17 protein-coding genes are annotated in these 19,078 nt (G+C 38.4%); all 17 read left to right on the forward strand.

Going from position 1 to position 19,078, the window contains the following annotated elements; translation table 11 throughout:
- Positions 1–478: hypothetical protein (locus QME58_03860; protein ID MDI6802968.1), on the forward strand; the 478-nt coding region annotated here is incomplete at its 5' end.
- A gap of 16 nt (positions 479–494) precedes the next feature.
- Positions 495–1,157, forward strand: coding sequence for a T9SS type A sorting domain-containing protein (locus tag QME58_03865; protein ID MDI6802969.1), 663 nt, complete (start codon positions 495–497; stop codon positions 1,155–1,157).
- A gap of 146 nt (positions 1,158–1,303) precedes the next feature.
- Positions 1,304–3,259, forward strand: a complete 1,956-nt coding sequence (locus QME58_03870; protein MDI6802970.1) for a hypothetical protein — start codon at positions 1,304–1,306, stop codon at positions 3,257–3,259.
- A gap of 61 nt (positions 3,260–3,320) precedes the next feature.
- Positions 3,321–4,295 carry a sugar phosphate nucleotidyltransferase gene (locus QME58_03875; protein MDI6802971.1) on the forward strand — a complete coding sequence of 325 codons (975 nt, stop codon included), beginning with the start codon at positions 3,321–3,323 and terminating at the stop codon, positions 4,293–4,295.
- Positions 4,296–4,316: 21 nt separating this feature from the next.
- Entirely contained in the window at positions 4,317–5,480 is a 1,164-nt protein-coding gene (metK, locus tag QME58_03880; protein MDI6802972.1) for a methionine adenosyltransferase, read from the forward strand.
- 24 nt (positions 5,481–5,504) lie between these two features.
- Positions 5,505–6,785, forward strand: coding sequence for an adenosylhomocysteinase (locus QME58_03885; GenBank protein MDI6802973.1), 1,281 nt, complete (start codon positions 5,505–5,507; stop codon positions 6,783–6,785).
- 173 nt (positions 6,786–6,958) lie between these two features.
- Positions 6,959–9,751 carry a type I restriction-modification enzyme R subunit C-terminal domain-containing protein gene (locus QME58_03890; protein MDI6802974.1) on the forward strand — a complete coding sequence of 931 codons (2,793 nt, stop codon included), beginning with the start codon at positions 6,959–6,961 and terminating at the stop codon, positions 9,749–9,751.
- 35 nt (positions 9,752–9,786) lie between these two features.
- Positions 9,787–10,155, forward strand: coding sequence for a four helix bundle protein (locus tag QME58_03895; GenBank protein MDI6802975.1), 369 nt, complete (start codon positions 9,787–9,789; stop codon positions 10,153–10,155).
- A complete protein-coding gene (locus QME58_03900; protein ID MDI6802976.1) occupies positions 10,155–11,369 on the forward strand; it encodes a restriction endonuclease subunit S in 1,215 nt (404 codons plus the stop codon). The genes QME58_03895 and QME58_03900 overlap by 1 nt, the downstream gene beginning before the upstream one ends.
- A 26-nt stretch (positions 11,370–11,395) precedes the next feature.
- Positions 11,396–12,004, forward strand: a complete 609-nt coding sequence (locus tag QME58_03905) for a DUF4062 domain-containing protein (GenBank protein ID MDI6802977.1) — start codon at positions 11,396–11,398, stop codon at positions 12,002–12,004.
- A complete protein-coding gene (locus tag QME58_03910) occupies positions 12,001–13,401 on the forward strand; it encodes a putative DNA binding domain-containing protein (GenBank protein MDI6802978.1) in 1,401 nt (466 codons plus the stop codon). Before QME58_03905 ends, QME58_03910 begins: the two co-directional genes overlap by 4 nt.
- A 153-nt stretch (positions 13,402–13,554) precedes the next feature.
- Positions 13,555–13,941, forward strand: coding sequence for a hypothetical protein (locus QME58_03915; GenBank protein MDI6802979.1), 387 nt, complete (start codon positions 13,555–13,557; stop codon positions 13,939–13,941).
- Between the two features lie 90 nt (positions 13,942–14,031).
- On the forward strand, positions 14,032–15,147 hold the full coding sequence (locus tag QME58_03920; protein MDI6802980.1) for a DUF3883 domain-containing protein: 1,116 nt from the start codon (positions 14,032–14,034) through the stop codon (positions 15,145–15,147).
- A 141-nt stretch (positions 15,148–15,288) separates the two neighbouring features.
- The gene (locus QME58_03925) at positions 15,289–15,852 is read left to right on the forward strand and encodes an ORF6N domain-containing protein (GenBank protein MDI6802981.1); all 564 of its coding nucleotides are present in this window, start codon (positions 15,289–15,291) and stop codon (positions 15,850–15,852) included.
- Positions 15,853–15,956: 104 nt separating this feature from the next.
- The gene (locus tag QME58_03930; protein MDI6802982.1) at positions 15,957–17,420 is read left to right on the forward strand and encodes a putative DNA binding domain-containing protein; all 1,464 of its coding nucleotides are present in this window, start codon (positions 15,957–15,959) and stop codon (positions 17,418–17,420) included.
- On the forward strand, positions 17,417–18,907 hold the full coding sequence (locus QME58_03935) for a class I SAM-dependent DNA methyltransferase (GenBank protein ID MDI6802983.1): 1,491 nt from the start codon (positions 17,417–17,419) through the stop codon (positions 18,905–18,907). Before QME58_03930 ends, QME58_03935 begins: the two co-directional genes overlap by 4 nt.
- Positions 18,907–19,074, forward strand: a complete 168-nt coding sequence (locus QME58_03940) for a hypothetical protein (GenBank protein MDI6802984.1) — start codon at positions 18,907–18,909, stop codon at positions 19,072–19,074. The genes QME58_03935 and QME58_03940 overlap by 1 nt, the downstream gene beginning before the upstream one ends.
- Positions 19,075–19,078 lie beyond the last annotated feature (4 nt).

Here is a 19,078-nt window from a genome sequence, read left to right on the forward strand (position 1 = left end):
AAGTGTTTGGTGGTTCAGGACTTTAGGCACTCCACCGCCGCCCGACCCGTGTCAGCCGATAGATGCATTCTCCGTAATGGATCAGTTTACAGTATCAGACAATAATGGAAACAAACAGCAATTGTTTGCGCATAACGGTGGTCGCCGGCTCGCGTTAGGGTTAAGAGATTACGATATGCCTCCAGAGCCGATGGAAGGTGTGTTTCATGCAAAGTTTCAGTCGGGAAAATTTGTGGAGGGCGTACCTCCTGGAAAAGGGATAAGCAAGATTCCTATCAAGATAAAAGATGCAAATTTCCCAATAACAATCAATTGGAATATAAGACCTGAAAGTAACACAAAGTATTGGGTTTACAAAACAAAGAATCAGAAAATCGAACTAAGCGGAAAAGGTAGTACAACAATCAACAGTTTAGATGGCAATCTGCTTCTTATAGAAGCTCAAGCAATATCACCGGGCCCTTGCGAAGTTTATTAAATAGGAGAAAAGAAATATGAGATTATTTAAATTGCTTATTTTAATTCTTGTTTTGAATGTAATTTTGTATTCACAAGAAAATAAAGATGAAGGAAAGCAAATTCATCGAGTTTCTTTCTTATCCTCCGGTAATGTAATAGAATTATCGGTTCAAAATATATCGGAACTATCTTTATCAGGTATCAAGATAAACGTTAGCGATGCGCCATCGTGGATAAATTTTAAATTTAAGGAGAAAATAATCGAGGCAATTGAATCGAATAGTGAAACTGCTTCCGAGTTTACTTTTTCAGTTGATAAGACAGCGATTGTAAATAAAGAACAGTCAATATCATTTACTATCTCAACACTTGCAGGAGAAGTATGGACGAAGCAAGTAAAAATCGTAGTAACTCCGCCGGAAAGGTTTGAGTTATATCAGAACTATCCGAACCCTTTTAACCCGTTAACAATTGTCAATTATAAATTGCCAATTGACAATTGGGTAATGTTAAAAGTTTACGATGTTTTGGGTCGTGAAGTGGCAACGCTTGTGGATGAGTTTAAAGAAGCCGGTTACCATGAGGTTGCCATTGATGGAACTAATTACTCGAGCGGTATATACTTTTATCAGATGACCGTTAATGATCAGAGCGGTAAAACAACTATCGCACGGAAGAGGATGATCATGATGAAGTAAGAATTAAGATTTCAGATTTGATAATTAACGAGCCGATTCAATCCGTTTCCGTCGAATGACGGATAACGGATGGGTCGGCTCTTCAATTTGTTTTTATCTCCGAAAAATCTAATATTTAGCAGGTTTAATAAATTTGGAATAAAAAAATGACTAATCCATATTATAAAATAATAACTATAGCTTTTGTTCTAATATGTATGTTTTTCATACAAACGAATGCACAGGATAACGCCGACTCGCTTTACAATGCTGCTATCGCTATCAAGGATCCGATACAAAAAATAAAAGCATTAGATGACTTACTGAATAAGTATCCCACAATCGACAACGCTGAGGGCATTCGAACTTCTATCTTCATAACATCATTGGAGACGCAAGACACTTTGTTAGTGATGCAAAAAGCTCAGGAGTTAATAAAAAATGCTGTCGATGTTGCCACAATTTATAATCGTGTTGCTTATTATTTTGCCGCAAACGGTTTTTGGTTAGATTCGGCATTGGCTTATTCGACAGTCGCAAATGAAGAATACGAGAAAGCTCAAGGTCGTAAACGTGTTCCCTTTATGGATACAAAAGCGCGGATATATTATAAGCGGGGTGAATACAATCAAGCTCTCGAAACTCAGCGCCAGGCACTCGCAATTTATCCAAAAGAAAGAGAGTGGGACCCGAATTATGCAGAGTATTATTTTAATCTTGCATTATATATGTATAAAAACGATTTGACTCAAGATGGATTACGCCTGATGGCGCGGACTTCATTTTTCGGATTTGAGGAAGCTACGAAGCTGCTCGACGAAATATTCCAAAAAGAAAAATTACAGTTTACAAAGTACGATATTTACAAAGCCGCTGCCGATGAGTATTTAAAAACAGCAACAGATATTAATGTTGCACGTTCTGTAGTTGCCCTCGGTTGGGCAAAACAAAATATTCTTCTCGATGAAGCTTATGAGTTGGCAAACGCTTGTGTGGATGCAATCAATGAGAATACTTCTTTCGAGCAAGAGTCCAACCGCTATACAACACTAGGAGTTATCAACGTTATTCGTGGAGATTACAAAGCAGGAATCGAAAATCTAAATCGGGCAATCAAATATAGCACACCATACGACACCGATTTGTATTTCTATTTGGGTAAGGCTTACGAGCAAGTTGGTGAAACTAAAAAAGCATTCGATTCCTATTTATCGGGTGTATTAGCTTTCTCACCGGAAAAAATTATCGAACGGTTGAAAACCTTACACCCCATTTTGTATATTCATGGGCCTGAACTCGAAGAAATAATAAAAGCTGAAATTCAAAAAACTGAAAATTTCGAGGTTACTCATTTTAAAAAACCGGAAGAAAACAACAAAGTAGTTCTTGCCGAATTATTCACAGGCTCCGAATGTCGCCCCTGTCTTGCTGCCGATGTTGCTTACGATAAATTGATTGAGAGATACGAATCCAACACACTCGCAGTTTTAGAATACCACCTGCACATTCCCGCACCCGACCCGATGACAAACACCGACACTGAAGCTCGTGCAAAGTTCTACGGAGTTAACAGCACACCGGCTTCGATCATCGAAGGAATTGATAAAGCATCAGCAGGAGGTAACAAGGCAGTCGCAAAAAGCAGGTTCAATGTATTTACATCTACAATAGAAAAATATTTATCGAATGTTCCGAAAGCAAATATCTCTTTAAAAAGTTCTATCAAAAAGAAAAACTTATCAATAATCTGTAATTCTTCTACACCTGAAATAAATACAAACGATTTACGGTTACATATCGTTTTAGCTGAAGAAAAAGTGGACTATAAAGGATACAACACTGTTGCCGAACACAGGTTCGTTGTTCGGAAAATGTTCCCCTCACCCGAAGGACTCGCATTTGGAAATAAGAAAGAGCTTACTTATTCAACTAAAATAAATCTGAATCAAATTGAAGATTCCTTGAAAGTTTATTTGGATTCGATGGAGAAGCGGGCTAACCGGAAAGTATTTAAAGAAAAGAAACATCAAATAAATCATGATAATTTATTCATGGTAACGTTTGTGCAGAACAATGTTACAAAAGAAATATTTCAGGCAAGTGTTACTCAAGTAAAGAAATAATTTGAAATCTATCTGGGAATTGTATATATTATTGCCGTTTAATTCACTAAATTAGAAAATAATGCGAGCAATAATACCTGTTGCCGGAGAAGGAAGCCGGCTTCGACCACATACATATACTCTTCCCAAAGTTCTCCTCAATGTTGCCGGGAAACCTATCATCGGGCACATCTTGGATAAAATAATCGAAGATGGGTTCGATGAAGCGACTATCGTCATTGGATATATGGGAGAAAAAATTATCAACTATGTGAAATCAAACTACAAACTGAAAGTTGATTTCATCGAACAAGAAGAACGTTTGGGATTAGCACATTCGATTTACGTCTCGAGAGCTACCATCCCTGACGAACCGGTTCTAATAATTTTGGGTGATACAATTTTTGATGTTGATCTCAAACCTGTTATTTCAGGAAAACATTCCTCGCTGGGTGTAAAATATGTAGAAGACCCGCGCCGCTTCGGTGTAGCCATAACTCAAAACGGAATAATCTCAAAACTCATAGAGAAGCCCGAAGTTCCAACCAGTAATTTGGCTTTGGTAGGATTGTATTGGATAAAAAATCCAAAACTCTTATTGAAGTGCGTTTCAAATATTATTGAAAATAATATTAAGACACGCGGCGAGTTTCAACTAACCGATGCACTCCAAAAAATGATAGACGATGGCGAGAAGATTACTGCATTCGATGTGGAGGGTTGGTACGACTGCGGCAAGCCCGAAACACTTCTTTCAACCAACAAACATTTGTTGGATAAAAAATCGACAATCGAAAAAACCAACGGTATAGTAATAATACCACCGGTTTATATTTCGCCCAAAGCCAAAATCAGCGCCTCAATTATCGGTCCTTACACCACTGTGGCTGATGACGCAGTTATTTATGATTCAATAGTACGAAACTCGATAGTCAGCGAAGAAGCAGAAATACAAAAATCGTTGTTGGACAATTCACTCATCGGTAATAAAGCAGTTGTTATTGGCGCCTTCCGGCGTATTAACATCGGCGATTCATCGGAAATAGATTTTTATTAATAATTAAAGGGATAATTTGTAATGTCATATTTATTTACTTCGGAATCAGTCTCTGAAGGGCATCCTGATAAAATTGCAGACCAGATTTCGGATGCAGTTTTAGATGCTTATTTAAGTAAAGATAAAAACGCACGTGTAGCATGCGAAACGTTTGTTACAACTAACTACGTATTAATCGGCGGGGAGGTTAAATCGAAATGTAAAATTTCCGATGCAGAAATAATGGAAATAGCCCGCAAAACTATCCGCGAGATAGGTTATACAAAGCCGGAATATTTGTTCGAAGCAAACTTATGCCACATCGAAAATAAGATGCACAAACAATCGGGCGATATTGCAAAAGGTGTAGATAAAGGGGGCGCCGGCGACCAAGGTATGATGTTCGGTTATGCAACTTCCGAGACGCCTCAATTTATGCCGATGCCTCTGATGTTTGCCCACTCAATCGTGAAACGCTTGGCAGACATCCGGAAAAAAGAACCAGAATTAATTCCGTACTTGCGTCCCGATGCAAAATCGCAAGTAACCATCGAGTATAACGGAAAGATTCCAAAACGGGTCCACACGATTGTGGTATCCACACAACACGATCCAAAATATCGGAAAAAAATTATCACACAAAGTGTAATCAAGAAAGATATTCTCGAACATGTAACTAAAAAAGTTATTCCACCTGAATATCTTGATAGCAAAATTAATTATCATATAAATCCTACTGGGTCGTTCGAGATTGGCGGACCTCACGGCGACAGCGGTTTAACAGGTAGAAAAATTATTGTTGATACTTATGGTGGTAAAGCTCCTCATGGAGGTGGTGCATTCTCAGGAAAAGACCCGACAAAGGTTGACCGCAGTGGCGCTTATGCTGCTCGCCATTTAGCCAAAAATATCGTTGCTGCCGAACTCGCCGATGAGTGTTTAATTCAAGTTGCTTACGCTATTGGTGTTGATCAACCTGTTTCAATTTATGTAAATACTTTTGGCACAGGCAAACTCCCCGATACGTTTATCGCTGAGTTTATTAAGAAAGAAATCGACCTTACACCGAAAGGAATTATCGATAGCTTAAAATTGAAACGTCCGATTTACAGGAAGACCGCTGCCTATGGACACTTCGGACGGGATGAAGCAGAATTCAGTTGGGAAAAATTAGACTTAGTTAAACTTTTTAAAAAAGCTCATTAAACAATTCAAATAGATTGGTAAATTATGGATCATAAAGTTGGAAAATATAAAGTTAAAGATATAAAATTAGCAAAAGAAGGAAAGAAATTAATCGAATGGGCAGAATCGCGCATGCCTGTTTTGATGGCTTTGCAGGAAAAATACCGGAAAACAAAACCATTCAAAGGTTATAAAATAGCCGGCTGTTTGCACGTTACAAAAGAAACTGCAGTGCTTGTAAAAACTTTTGTAGAAGCAGGCGCCGAAGTAAGCTGGAGCGGATGCAATCCACTCTCGACAAATGATATGGTGGCGGCGGCGTTAGCTCAGGAGGGTATTTCAATTTTCGCATGGCACGGTATGTTGGTCAAAGATTTTTACTGGTGCATCGAGGAGACGTTAAAATTTCATCCCAACTTGACATTGGACGATGGTGCCGATCTCATTTTTACAATTCATAATAAGCATCCCGAATTTGCAGAAAAATATGTTATCGGCGGGACTGAAGAAACTACTACGGGAGTTCACCGCTTGCGTTCAATGGCTGACGACGGCGCTTTAAAATATCCCGTTATTGCCGTGAACGATGCTGAAACAAAATGGGACTTTGATAATGTTTATGGAACGGGCCAATCAACATTAGACGGAATTTTAAGAGCAACGAGCATTTTACTTGCGGGCAAAAATATTGTAGTCGCAGGTTACGGACACTGCGGTAAAGGTGTTGCAATGCGGGCAAAAGGTATGGGCGCTAATGTAATAATAACCGAAGTAAAACCTACAGCCGCACTAAAAGCTAATTTGGACGGCATGCGTGTTATGACGATGGATGAAGCCGCAAAAATTGGTGATGTCTTTATAACTGCAACAGGTGTGAAGGATGTAATTGTTGAACGGCATTTCAAGACAATGAAGGAAGGCGCCATAGTTTGTAATACAGGACATTACGATTGTGAAATTAATTTGGTCGAATTGCAGAAAGTATCGGGCTCTAAAAAAGATGTTCGACCCAACAACGAAAAATACTCGCTTAAAAACGGCAAGGGCATTTATGTTTTAGCTCAAGGACGATTAGTAAACCTAGCAGCAGCCGAGGGACATCCTTCGGAAGTAATGGATATGTCGTTTGCAAATCAATTCCTCTCGCAACTTCGGCTTGTTGAACTTCATAAAAAAGGTCGGCGGCTCGAAAACAGAGTTCATGATATTCCCGTAGAGCAAGACCAACACATCGCTGATTTGAAATTAAAAACTATGGGAATAAAAATTGATAAACTTACTCCCGAACAAAAAAAGTATATGGATGATTACTCAGCTGGTACATGATTAGCAAAGAATAGATTAATCAATAAACAAATTAAAGGGCAATTCGGCAGAATTGCCTTTTTTGTTTATCTCTAAAGTATTCGGGATAACGATAAAGGATGCCGATCTTAATTTATGAAATTGCCATTCTCACCTATTTTTTGTAAGTTTCTACCAATGAAAACTAAGAACATATGCATAACCAAAACCCGGAACAAATAGCAAGAGATAACATAGACAAGCAGCTTGTTGCTTCGGACTGGATTATACAAACCAAGGATAAAATCAATCTTGGCGCGGGGGTTGGTGTTGCTGTTCGTGAATATCAAACCGATATAGGTCTTGCAGATTACATTCTCTTTGTGAACAGAAAACCTGTGGGAGTTATAGAAGCAAAACGTAAAGAGGAAGGCATTCATTTAACTACACATGAATCTCAAACCGAAGAATACGCAGCCTCAAAACTGAAATACCTGAACAACGAACCTCTCGTGTTTCTGTATGAAAGCACCGGCGATGTTACTCGTTTTACTGATTACACAGATCCTAAACCTCGCTCTCGTGAGGTCTTCTCCTTCCATCGTCCCGAATCATTCAGCGAACTAATACAAAGAGATTCATCGCTTCGGAAACGATTATTGAGTTTACCTATTCTACCAACGGATGGTTTGCGTGAATGCCAGATAAGAGCAATTACCAAGCTTGATGTTTCGTTTAAGCAAAACCGTCCCCGCGCGTTGATACAGATGGCGACAGGTTCGGGAAAAACATTTACCGCTATCACCGCCGTGTATCGATTGCTCAAGTTTGCCGGAGCCAAGCGTATTCTTTTCTTAGTCGATACCAAAAACTTAGGCGAGCAAGCCGAACAGGAATTTCTTGCGTATCAGCCGAATGACGATAATCGCAGATTCACAGAGTTGTATAATGTTCAGCGGTTGAGAAGCAGTTTCGTTCCAGGCGACGCGCAGGTTTGTATCAGCACTATTCAACGGTTGTATTCGATTCTAAAAGAAACGGAATTAGACGAAAGCGCGGAAGAGGAAAATCCAAACGAACGCAAATTCCAACCGAAAGAACCTGTGCCAGTTGCTTACAACGAAAAAGTTCCGATAGAGTTTTTTGATTTTATCGTGATCGATGAATGCCATCGCAGTATTTATAATTTATGGAAGCAGGTGCTTGATTATTTCGATAGCTTCCTCATCGGGCTTACGGCAACACCTGACAATAGAACATTCGGGTTCTTTAACCAAAACATCGTCAGCGAGTACACACACGAAGAAGCCGTCACTGACGGTGTGAATGTAGGCAGCGATGTCTTCATAATTGAAACCGATATTACGAAAAAGGGAAGCGTTGTCTGGAAAGGTCAATACGTTGACCACCGCGATAAGCTGACACGCAAGAAACGCTGGCAGCAAACTGATGAAGATGTTGTTTACTCGGCGACTCAGTTAGATGAATCTGTAGTGAACATCAATCAAATTCGTCTCATTGTAAAGACGTTGAAAGAACATTTTCCGGAGATATTTCCTGAACGCTTTGATGCCGACGGTAAGTTTGAAGTTCCGAAAACGCTTATCTTTGCCAAGTCCGATTCGCATGCCGATGATATTATACAGATCGTGCGGGAGGAATTTGCGGAAGAGAATAAGTTTTGCAAAAAGATTACCTACACTGCCGATAATCCGAAAAGCACGCTCGCACAATTCCGCAACGACTATTATCCGCGTATTGCCGTTACCGTGGATATGATTGCAACTGGAACCGATGTTAAACCGCTGGAATGTTTGTTCTTTATGCGCGATGTGAAAAGCCGCAACTATTTTGAGCAGATGAAAGGGCGCGGCACGCGGACAATTACATTAGACGAATTGAAAAAAGTAACTCCGAGCGCAAAATATACCAAAGACCATTTTGTGATTGTGGATGCTATTGGTGTTACTAAAAGTTTAAAGACGGATAGCCGTCCGTTAGAAAAGAAACCTTCCGTGCCGTTAAAAGATTTACTCGGTGCGGTTGCAGTAGGGGCGCGAGATGAAGATTTGTTCACTTCGCTGGCAAACCGTTTGATACGACTTGAACGGCAAATTAACGAACAGGAACGGGCAAAGGTTGTTGAAAAAACAAAAGGGAAATCACTTGCACAGATAGCAAAAGAATTGCTATATGCTTACAATCCTGATGTTATAGAAGAGCTGGGAGAACAGATCAAGAATAAAATGCCGGACGAATCTCCGGCTGCAATTGAATCCGCAGTACAAAAATCGCATTCTGCAATTATTGAAGAAGCTGCAAAAGTATTTACCGGAGAATTGAATACCTATATCGAAAACGTTCGCAAAACACACGAGCAACTGATTGATACGATCAACCGCGATACGCTTGTTGGCGTCGGATGGGATGGACAGAATAAAGCAAAGGCAGATGAGCTGATAAAAGAGTTTACTGCGTGGATTGAAGCAAACAAGAATGAGATTATTGCGTTACAGATTTTCTATAACCAGCCGTATCGGAGGCGCGAGCTTACGTTTACGATGATTAAAGAATTGTTGGACAAGCTGAAAAGCGATAAACCAGCGTTAGCACCTTTGAGGTTGTGGGATGCGTACGAACAACAAGAAACTGCCTTAGTGGGTATAACACAACGCAGTTCACCAAAAACGGAATTGGTTGCACTCGTTTCGTTGCTTCGCAAAGTAACGGGCATTGATAAGGTTCTTTCTCCGTATGATAAGACGGTTGATAAAAATTTTCAGGAATGGGTTTTCAAAAAACAGGCGGGCGCTCTCAAATTTACGGATGAGCAAATGCAGTGGCTGAGAATGATCAAAGACCATATTGCGATAAGTTTCCATATTGAGAAGGACGATTTTGCATTGTCTCCTTTTGGCGATAATGGCGGATTGGGGAAAATGTGGGAATTGTTTGGCGAAAAGACGGATGAGATTATTATTGAGTTGAATGAGGTATTAGTAGCGTAAAGCAATGATGAATTATGAACGATTAATGATGAATTATGAATGAACATAAGAAAAATATTGTCCGAGAAAAATCGTTTGCATTTGCTGTGCTGATTGTTGAATTGTGTAAAATGTTGAGTGAAGATAAAAGAGAATATGTTATCAGCAAGCAATTGCTCAAATCCGGAACAAGTGTTGGTGCAAATGTGCGGGAAGCGGATAATGCAGAAAGCAAACCGGACTTTATTCATAAAATGGGCATTGCGCAAAAAGAAGCAGATGAAACTATGTTTTGGCTAGAATTACTTGTTGCGACAAAATATATTCCCGAATCTCAATTTCTTAATCTTTCTGAAAAATGCAGTGAATTGATAAAAATTATCCGTTCCATAATTTTAACCGCTAAAGAGAATATTAAAAGATAATGGATATACTTGGTGAGCATATTGTAATTCAAAAAGGGAAGATGCCAAGAAACCTTTCTGATAATCAAAGTAAAAGATTCAAGTATCCGTATATTGATATTAAAGCGTTTGAAAAGGGAAGTCTTCGCCGATATACTGACGGAGAAAAATGTTTGTTGTGCGACAACAACGACATTCTTATTGTTTGGGATGGCGCCCGCTGCGGTTTAGTCGGTAAAGCCATTTCAGGTGCGGTCGGCTCAACGTTGGCAGTTATTAAACCCAAAGAAAGCGTACAACGGGAATACGTCTATTATTTCCTCAAATCCCAATTCCTTATATTCAATACACGTGTAAAAGGCGTTGGCATTCCGCACCTCGATCCATTCCTCGTTCATCATTCATCGCTTATCATTCCCTCTCTCCCCGAACAACACCGCATCGTAGCAAAGTTAGAAGAACTCTTAAGCGAATTGGAAAAAGGGAAAGAGCAACTGCACACGGCGCTCGACCAGCTCAAGGTATACCGCCAAGCCGTGCTGAAGTATGCGTTTGAAGGAAAGCTGACAAACAATGAAAAATTAAAAAGTAAAAATGAAAAAATAGAGAATGGTGAATTGCCGAAGGGATGGAAGTGGGTGAAGTTGGGAGAAAAACTGGATTTTGTTGGAAGCGGCATAACGCCAAAAGGTGGCAGGGAAGTTTATCAATCGTCAGGTGTTATTTTTATTAGGAGTCAAAATGTTTATCCTAATAAATTAGAATTAGATGATGTTGCTTATATTTCTGATAAAATCGATGAAAGGATGAAGAGAACAAGAGTACAGCCAGATGACGTTTTACTAAATATTACGGGTGCATCAATTGGAAGGAGTGCCTTTGTCCCAAGTAAATTTCCACGTGCAAACGTAAATCAGCATGTGTGTATTCTTAGATCAAATCAAAATACACTATTTTCAAAATATCTTTCTTCTTATTTAAATTCTTCCAGAGCGCAAAGTGAAATAATGAATACACAATCAGGAGCTACACGGCAAGGATTAAATTTTGAACAAATTAGAAATCTCAATCTTCCAATCTGCCCAATCGAAGAACAGCATCGCATTGTTCAAGAAATCGAAAGCCGCCTGAGTGTCGCCGATAAATTAGAAGAAACAATCACCGCCAGTCTCCAGCAAAGCGAAACATTGCGCCAAAGCATTTTAAAGAAAGCGTTTGAAGGGAAGTTGGTGTAAAAGATGTATAGCACTAAAATAAATCCATGAGTAAACAAAGAGCAAATAGGAAGAAAATTAGAATTTTGGTTGCCTCGACCATTTATGGTTTTGAAGATCAACTTGAACAAATATGCTCAACTTTGCAAGGTTATGGTTATGAGGTTTGGAATTCACACTTAAAAACTATTCCAGTTCATCCTGGTAAATCAAATAAACAGAATTGTCTAAAGGCAGTTAATTCTTGTGATATCTTTTTCGGAATTATTCGCCCTCATTATGGATCGGGTGTGATTGGAAAATTAGCAATCACACACCAGGAAATGCGTCGTGCTATTAAACTGAAAAAACCAAGATGGTTTGTTGCTCACCACGATATTAGTGTAGCTCGTCAAATACTGAAACAATATATGTTTGATAAAAATGGTAATCCCCAAAAAGCGTTCAAATATAAAGAAACCAATATTTTAGATGATATTAGGGTAATACATTTATACAATGAAGCAATTTTGAATGATATACCTCCTCAACAACGAGTCGGACACTGGGTTGATGAATATTTTGAATTAAGTGATATATTGCAATGTATAAAAACACAGTTTGCAAGTATTGATCGTATTAGAAAAATTGTGAAAGAAATGAATAAAAAGCCATGAACAGTGAGAATCTTTTAAGAGAATTAATTAAGCAGGGAGAAAGCGAACTGCTTGAATTTAAAGTAGATGTGCGTAACGAGACGGTCGCCAAAACCATTTGTGGTTTTTTAAATGGTGAAGGTGGTCAATTACTAATTGGTATTAGCGACAGAGGTAAAATAATTGGTCTGAACAATGCTCATAATTATATCAAAGAATTACAGCAATATTTGATTGACAATATTATTCCTGAACCTGCTGTTACCGTTATCGTTGAACAATTGGAAGAGAAAAATATTCTTGCTATAAAAGTATGGGGTGGTTCTAAGAAACCTTATGTATTTAATGGTACAATTTTTTATCGCCGAGGAAGTTCAACCGTACAGGCATCTTCAAAAGAAATTTCTAACTTAATACACGATCGTCAACTTACTGAAATTCATTGGGAGCGTCAGCCTGTTCTTGGTGCAGAACTTGAAGATCTTGATGAAGTTGAAATTCAAAAAACAATTACTTACATCAATAAATCAGACCGCGGTAAGCAACTTCCGTCCAACATAACAGAGTTTCTAAAGTATTACAGTCTATACCAAAACGGACAACTGACGAATGCAGCAATATTATTATTTGGCAGAGAGCCTATACGTTTTATACCTCAATGTCGAATTCGTTTTTCTGTATTTAGCAATGGAAAAACAGGGTCAACTTTTATTGATGATCGGTATCTAGAAGGAAATCTTTTTAAAAATATTGATGATATCCAAGATATTCTTAAGAAACATATTGCGTTAAGTAGTGAATTTAAAAAAACAAACTGGCAAAGAACTGATAATTTTATTTATCCAATGGATGCATTGCGGGAAGGAACATTGAATGCAATAATTCATAGTGATTATTCTAATATTTCTGGTGCCATATCTATTCAGATATATCCGGATAAGTTAGAAATCACTAACTATGGTAAATTACCGAATGAAATAAAGTTATCTGATCTCAAAAAAAATCATCCTTCTTTCCCACATAATCCAGATATTGCCCATATTTGCTTTTTGCGAGGATATATTGAAAAGATAGGACGGGGTACTCTGAAAATAATTGAAGCTTGTAAGAGCATCGGTTTAAAAGAGCCCAAATGGGTGAGTAAACAAAATATCATGACCTTGAGGTTCTCTAGTTCTCAAAAAAAACAAAAAGAAATTTTCAAAAGTGATTTGAATGAGCGACAAATTAGATTCCTAAACGAATTCAAGCATGGTACAAAATTTACCGTTTTAAAATACCTTGAATTTATCGGTGGAAAATTGACTGACCGTTCTGCTCGGAATGACCTTACATTGTTAATTGATGGAGGATGGTTGTTAAAACAGGGTAAAGGACGCAATACTGTTTATGTCCGAACCGAAGTAAAAGAACCATAGTTCATTTCCGGAAACTTCCAGATTTTTTCCGCATACTTCCGGAATTGTAACGAGATAATAACATAGTTTGTAAAAATGCTGTTTTTGAATAATTTTAAATGAATATAAATGAGAGCCAAATTCCAGATATTTCCGGATGGAATGTTTTTTCAGATGTTAACACAAGAAAAGAAACCCAAATTTATCAAAGACAATACATTCAAGCTGCTTATTCCCATCAATGAAAAGATGATGGCAAAGATGGTTGGCGGCGGTGTAAGTGGCGGTGTAGTTGAGGGAATAAGTGATGGAATAAATGATGGTGTAAGTGATGGTGTAAGTGATGGTGTAAAAAATGGTCTGATTTCTGTTGTTACAATAATCACTAAAAATCCAGGGATTAGAGTGGAAGGAATTGTTCCTTTGGTTAAAAAGGCAAAACCAACAATAGAGCGTTATATAAAAATTCTAAGGGAAATTAATCTAATTGAATATCAGGGTGCTCCAAAAACAGGTGGATATTATTTAACTGAAAATATGAAAAAGAAATTAAAACAATGAGCAACGGAAACACATCAAGCATAGTACAAAAAGTCTGGTCATTCTGTAACACACTCCGCGACGATAACATAAGATCACGAGAAGGCTTATATGAACATTGAACAAGTAAAGCAATTATTAAATGGGAATACTATGAAGCAGCCTGATTTTTTTACTCAAGAAGATTTAGAACTACTGTCAAAGTGGAGGGATAGAGTTTATGATAAAAACAATCCTATGCACAAAAAAGTAAAAAAAGAATTAATGGATAATGTATGGACTAAGACACAATATTGGGCAAAAGAGTTGGTAAAACGTGTTGAAGGATATGAAACGTATAATCCACGTATCTGGATGGAAAGAGGATGGGAAAATGAAAAACGAGTATCAAAGTTCAAGAAATATACTTGGGCAAGAATATTTAAAAAAGGTGACATTAACAAAGCCATATTCTTTACCGTTGGTGCAAGTGCAAAAAGCAAAGCTCTTGTTTATAAGATAGACCATTACGGTGTAAAAGAGTCTCCTCTGAGCGCAGAACAGAAAATGTTATGCTCTCAATTAATTCCAGATAAAGTCCGATACATTCAAATACCTTATGAAGACATACCAACCTACAATTGGAAAAAATTACTCGACAAAACGGAACAATTCATTCGAGAAAATAAAATTCTCTATAATCGAATCCTTGATGAAGTGTGGGAAAATACTGTCAATGTTCCTGGTCTTAAGAACCGTCTCATCAAGCGAGAATTACCGAAGAAAGGTCTTAATAAAATTCCCAAAAGAAAATTTAACTTTAAAGGGCATGATACAGATTGGGAAAAAAGACAGCATGATAATAGCGATCGCGGAAAACTTGGTGAAGCTCTAGTTGTCGAGCATGAAAAGGATATTCTCAGGATGAAAGATTTAGATAAGCTAGCAGAAAAAGTAAATAAAGTACAAGATGGAAAAGGATACGATATTCTTTCAAAACATGAAGATGGGAGTGATAAATATATTGAAGTAAAGAGTACAACGGGAAATGAGAATACTCCTTTTGAGATAACACCAAATGAGGTTGAGTATTCTAAAAAATATAGAAAGTCTTATTACCTTTATCGCGTATTTAATCTCAAAAAGAAAACTAGATTAGCCGAATATCATGAATTTCATGGGGATATTAAAAAATATTTCCTTTTAGAGGAAACACAGTTTAAAGCACACCGCAAGAATAGAAAATAATGAAATATGATCCTAAATTAGCAGATAAGATCATTGCCAGTCTGCAACAAAGCAAATCAATCCGCCAACGCATTTTAAAGAAAGCGTTTGAAGGGAAGTTGGTGTGAAAACGGAAAAACAAAATATTATAGGAGATAGGGAATGATATCCAATGATTTGATAATTTCACAATCGCGAATTGAACGCACGATCCTTTTCTTGCGGGGGCAAAAAGTGATGCTCGATTCCGACCTTGCTGCACTGTATGGTATTCCTACGAAGGTGCTTAAGCAGGCTGTAAAGCGTAACCTCGATCGGTTTCCATCGGACTTTATGTTTGAATTGACTGCGGAAGAAAAAATCGAGGTGGTCACAAATTGTGACCACCTCGCCAAGCTCAAATTCTCGCCGTACCTGCCGTATGCGTTTACAGAACATGGAGCGCTCATGCTCGCTAGTGTTTTAAATAGTCCCAAAGCAGTACAGGTCAGTGTCCAGATTGTTCGTACATTTATCCGGTTGCGTGAATTGCTCGCCACACATAAAGACCTTGCCCGCAAACTGGAAGACATGGAAAAGAAATACGATCATAATTTTAAAATTGTTTTTGATGCGATTCGTCAATTGTTGTCGCCTCCTGAAAAACCGAAAAGGCCTATCGGTTTCCGGGTCGAAGAGCCGTTGGTTCGCTACAGAACATCAAGTGGTAAGAAAAAAAGAAAGTAAAACGAAATTTATGAGCAACGGAAACACATCAAGTATAATCCAAAAAGTCTGGTCTTTCTGTAACACGCTTCGCGATGATAACATAAGATCACGAGAAGGCATATATGAGTATTGAACAAGTAAAGCGATTGTTAAAACAAAAAGAAAACATCCGTCTGGAGTTTAAGGAAGCTCAACATGCATTGCCAACAAATTTATTTGAGACAATATGTGCAATGCTCAACCGTGACGGAGGTGATATTTTACTGGGAGTTACAGACAATGCAGAACTACAAGGAGTTGAACCAACGGCGATTGAAAAAATTACAAGAGAAATTGTCACCTTATCCAACAATCCAAATAAACTCGACCCGCCCCACATACTATTTCCGCTGGTTCATGCCGTCAATAAAAAAACAGTTATCCACATTCAAGTTCCGGCAAGCTCACAATTACATAAATCTGCAAGTGCAGTTTATGACCGCAGTGCGGATGGACATTTCGTCATAAAACAGCCGCATCAAATAGCAGAAATCTATAATCGTAAGCGAACGCATTACACAGAAGGAATAATTTATCCCAAAATTCGATTTACAGATTTTAAGCAAGATCTCTTCCCCAAAGTCCGCAACCTAATAAAGAGTAACGTTGCAAATCATCCATGGCTTTCTTTAACTGATAAACAAATATTGGAAAGGGCAGGATTGTGGAAAAAAGATTATCAATCCGGTAAAGAAGGGTACACGCTTGCGGCAGTGTTATTATTTGGCAAAGATGAGGTGATACAACAAATACTTCCTCATTATAAAACCGATGCTCTTCTCCGCGTAAAGAACATACATCGTTACGACGACCGTGAATATATTCAAACCAACCTGATAGAATCGTATGATAAGTTAATGGACTTTGTTGCCAAACATTTACCAGATAAATTCTATAAAGAAGGGAATCAACGTAAAAGTCTTCGAACTGATATCTTTCATGAGGTTGTTGCGAACATTCTTGTTCACCGGGAATACACAAACGCACATCCAGCGACATTTGTTATCCATCCCGACCGTGTTGAAACTGAAAATGCAAATAATCCAAACGGTCATGGTCCTATTATTCTTGGAAAATTTACACCGTTTTCTAAAAATCCTACTGTAGCAAAATTCTTTATTCAATTAGGTCTCGTAGAAGAATTGGGCTCAGGTTTCTTGAACGTCAATCGTTTTGTGAAAGAATATGGCGGTAAGAGATCGCCTGAATTTATTGAAGGAAATACTTTTAAGATGGTTATTCCCATCAGTGAAAAGATGATGGCAAAGAAGTTCGACGGAGCCGGTGTAAGTGGCGGTGCAGTTGAGGGATTAATTGAGGGATTAACTGAGGGATTAAAACAAAAACTTATCAATTTAATTAAGACTATGGTAATTGAAGAAGGAAAGCGCATACCCTTCTATGCAAATAAAATTTCTGAACCCGAAAAAAATATTGAAAGGTATTTCAAATTGTTTAGAGATAAACAATTGATTGAATATAGAGGAAGTAAAAAAACAGGTGGCTATTTTTTAACCGAAGAAATTAAAAAGAAATTAAAACAATGAGCAACGGCAACACATCAAGCATAATCCAAAAGGTCTGGTCGTTCTGTAACACACTCCGCGATGATGGAGTTGGGTACGGAGATTACCTCGAACAACTCACGTACCTGCTCTTTCTCAAAATGGCAGATGAGTATAGTAAACCTCCATACAACAGAAAACTGCCTATCCCAAAAGAATATACGTGGGATAAATTAACAACGCCTAAAGGCGCGGCATTAGAAACACATTACAATAATTTGCTGCGCGATCTTGCCAAAGAAAAAAATATACTCGGTCAGATATTTACCAAGAGCCAGAATAAAATCCAGGATCCCGCGAAACTCTCCCGCCTCATTGATCTGATAGACAAAGAGCAATGGAGTACAATGGCGGCAGATGTAAAAGGAGAAATCTACGAAGGGCTGTTAGAGAAAAACGCGGAAGATACAAAAAGCGGTGCCGGACAATACTTTACACCGCGTGCGCTAATTAAAACAATGGTGCAATGTGTACGTCCCGAACCTAAAAAGACCATTGCCGATCCTGCGTGTGGTACAGGCGGATTTTTCCTTGCTGCGTACGACTTCCTCTCATCTCAGGATTTAGATAAAGAGCAGAGAAAGTTTTTAAAGTATAACACCTTTTACGGCAATGAAATAGTAGCAAGCACCAGACGCCTTGCACTCATGAACCTGTTCCTGCATAACATCGGCGATATCGACAGCGAAAACTTTATCTCGTCTGCTGATGCGCTGGTATCTTCTCCATCTAAAACATTTGATTATGTACTTGCAAATCCTCCATTTGGCAAGAAAAGCAGTATGACCTTTACAAACGAAGAAGGAGAGCAGGAAAAAGAAGAGCTTACTTACAATCGTCAGGATTTTTGGGTAACGACAAGCAACAAGCAGTTAAACTTTGTCCAGCACATCCGCACTATGTTAAAGACTGACGGTAAAGCTGCAGTCGTTGTACCAGATAATGTTTTGTTTGAAGGAGGTGCAGGCGAAACAGTCCGAAAGCAATTATTAGATAAAACAGATCTGCACACGATTCTGCGTTTATCAACGGGAATATTTTATGCGAACGGTGTAAAAGCAAATGTATTATTCTTCGATAACAAACCCGCATCAAAAGAACCGTGGACAAAAGATGTTTGGATCTTCGATTACCGAACTAATACACACCACACACTCAAAAAAAACCGGATGCAGTTTGAGGATTTAAAGGAATTTATCGATTGCTACAATCCAAAGAACCGGAACAAACGAAAAGCAACGTGGAGTGAATCGAATCCAGACGGACGTTGGCGGAGATTTACCTACGAAGAAATTATCAATCGCGATAAAACAAGTCTCGACATTACATGGATAAAAGATAAGTCTTTAGCTGATCTTGATAACCTTCCCGACCCGGATGTGCTTGCGATAGAGATAGTAGAGAATTTAGAAGCGGGACTTGAAAACTTCCGAGAGATTATAGATTCGATTAATGGGAAGAAGTCGTAATGGCAAATCCAAAAGAAGAAAAACCATTGGTTGTCCGATGCCCGAACTGCAAACAAGTACGCGAACCCGACTACAACGAAACCACGCGGCGCTATGTATGTACCATTTGCGCGGCACCGTTGGATGCACAGGTTCTGATTGAAAAGAAGAAACGAGGATTGAAATAGCGTT

This window comes from Bacteroidota bacterium, assembly GCA_030017895.1.
Taxonomy (GTDB): domain Bacteria; phylum Bacteroidota; class Ignavibacteria; order UBA10030; family BY39; genus JASEGV01.

Excerpts from the sequence above, each read along its gene's own strand:
- QME58_03925 (MDI6802981.1), top strand. The coding sequence starts at position 15,289 with ATGATATCCAATGATTTGATAATTTCACAATCGCGAATTGAACGCACG.
- metK (MDI6802972.1), top strand. The coding sequence starts at position 4,317 with ATGTCATATTTATTTACTTCGGAATCAGTCTCTGAAGGGCATCCTGAT.
- QME58_03870 (MDI6802970.1), top strand. The coding sequence starts at position 1,304 with ATGACTAATCCATATTATAAAATAATAACTATAGCTTTTGTTCTAATA.
- QME58_03915 (MDI6802979.1), top strand. The coding sequence starts at position 13,555 with ATGTTAACACAAGAAAAGAAACCCAAATTTATCAAAGACAATACATTC.
- QME58_03920 (MDI6802980.1), top strand. The coding sequence starts at position 14,032 with ATGAACATTGAACAAGTAAAGCAATTATTAAATGGGAATACTATGAAG.
- QME58_03940 (MDI6802984.1), top strand. The coding sequence starts at position 18,907 with ATGGCAAATCCAAAAGAAGAAAAACCATTGGTTGTCCGATGCCCGAAC.
- QME58_03895 (MDI6802975.1), top strand. The coding sequence starts at position 9,787 with ATGAATGAACATAAGAAAAATATTGTCCGAGAAAAATCGTTTGCATTT.
- QME58_03910 (MDI6802978.1), top strand. The coding sequence starts at position 12,001 with ATGAACAGTGAGAATCTTTTAAGAGAATTAATTAAGCAGGGAGAAAGC.
- QME58_03890 (MDI6802974.1), top strand. The coding sequence starts at position 6,959 with ATGCATAACCAAAACCCGGAACAAATAGCAAGAGATAACATAGACAAG.
- QME58_03865 (MDI6802969.1), top strand. The coding sequence starts at position 495 with ATGAGATTATTTAAATTGCTTATTTTAATTCTTGTTTTGAATGTAATT.
- QME58_03885 (MDI6802973.1), top strand. The coding sequence starts at position 5,505 with ATGGATCATAAAGTTGGAAAATATAAAGTTAAAGATATAAAATTAGCA.
- QME58_03900 (MDI6802976.1), top strand. The coding sequence starts at position 10,155 with ATGGATATACTTGGTGAGCATATTGTAATTCAAAAAGGGAAGATGCCA.
- QME58_03935 (MDI6802983.1), top strand. The coding sequence starts at position 17,417 with ATGAGCAACGGCAACACATCAAGCATAATCCAAAAGGTCTGGTCGTTC.
- QME58_03905 (MDI6802977.1), top strand. The coding sequence starts at position 11,396 with ATGAGTAAACAAAGAGCAAATAGGAAGAAAATTAGAATTTTGGTTGCC.
- QME58_03875 (MDI6802971.1), top strand. The coding sequence starts at position 3,321 with ATGCGAGCAATAATACCTGTTGCCGGAGAAGGAAGCCGGCTTCGACCA.
- QME58_03930 (MDI6802982.1), top strand. The coding sequence starts at position 15,957 with ATGAGTATTGAACAAGTAAAGCGATTGTTAAAACAAAAAGAAAACATC.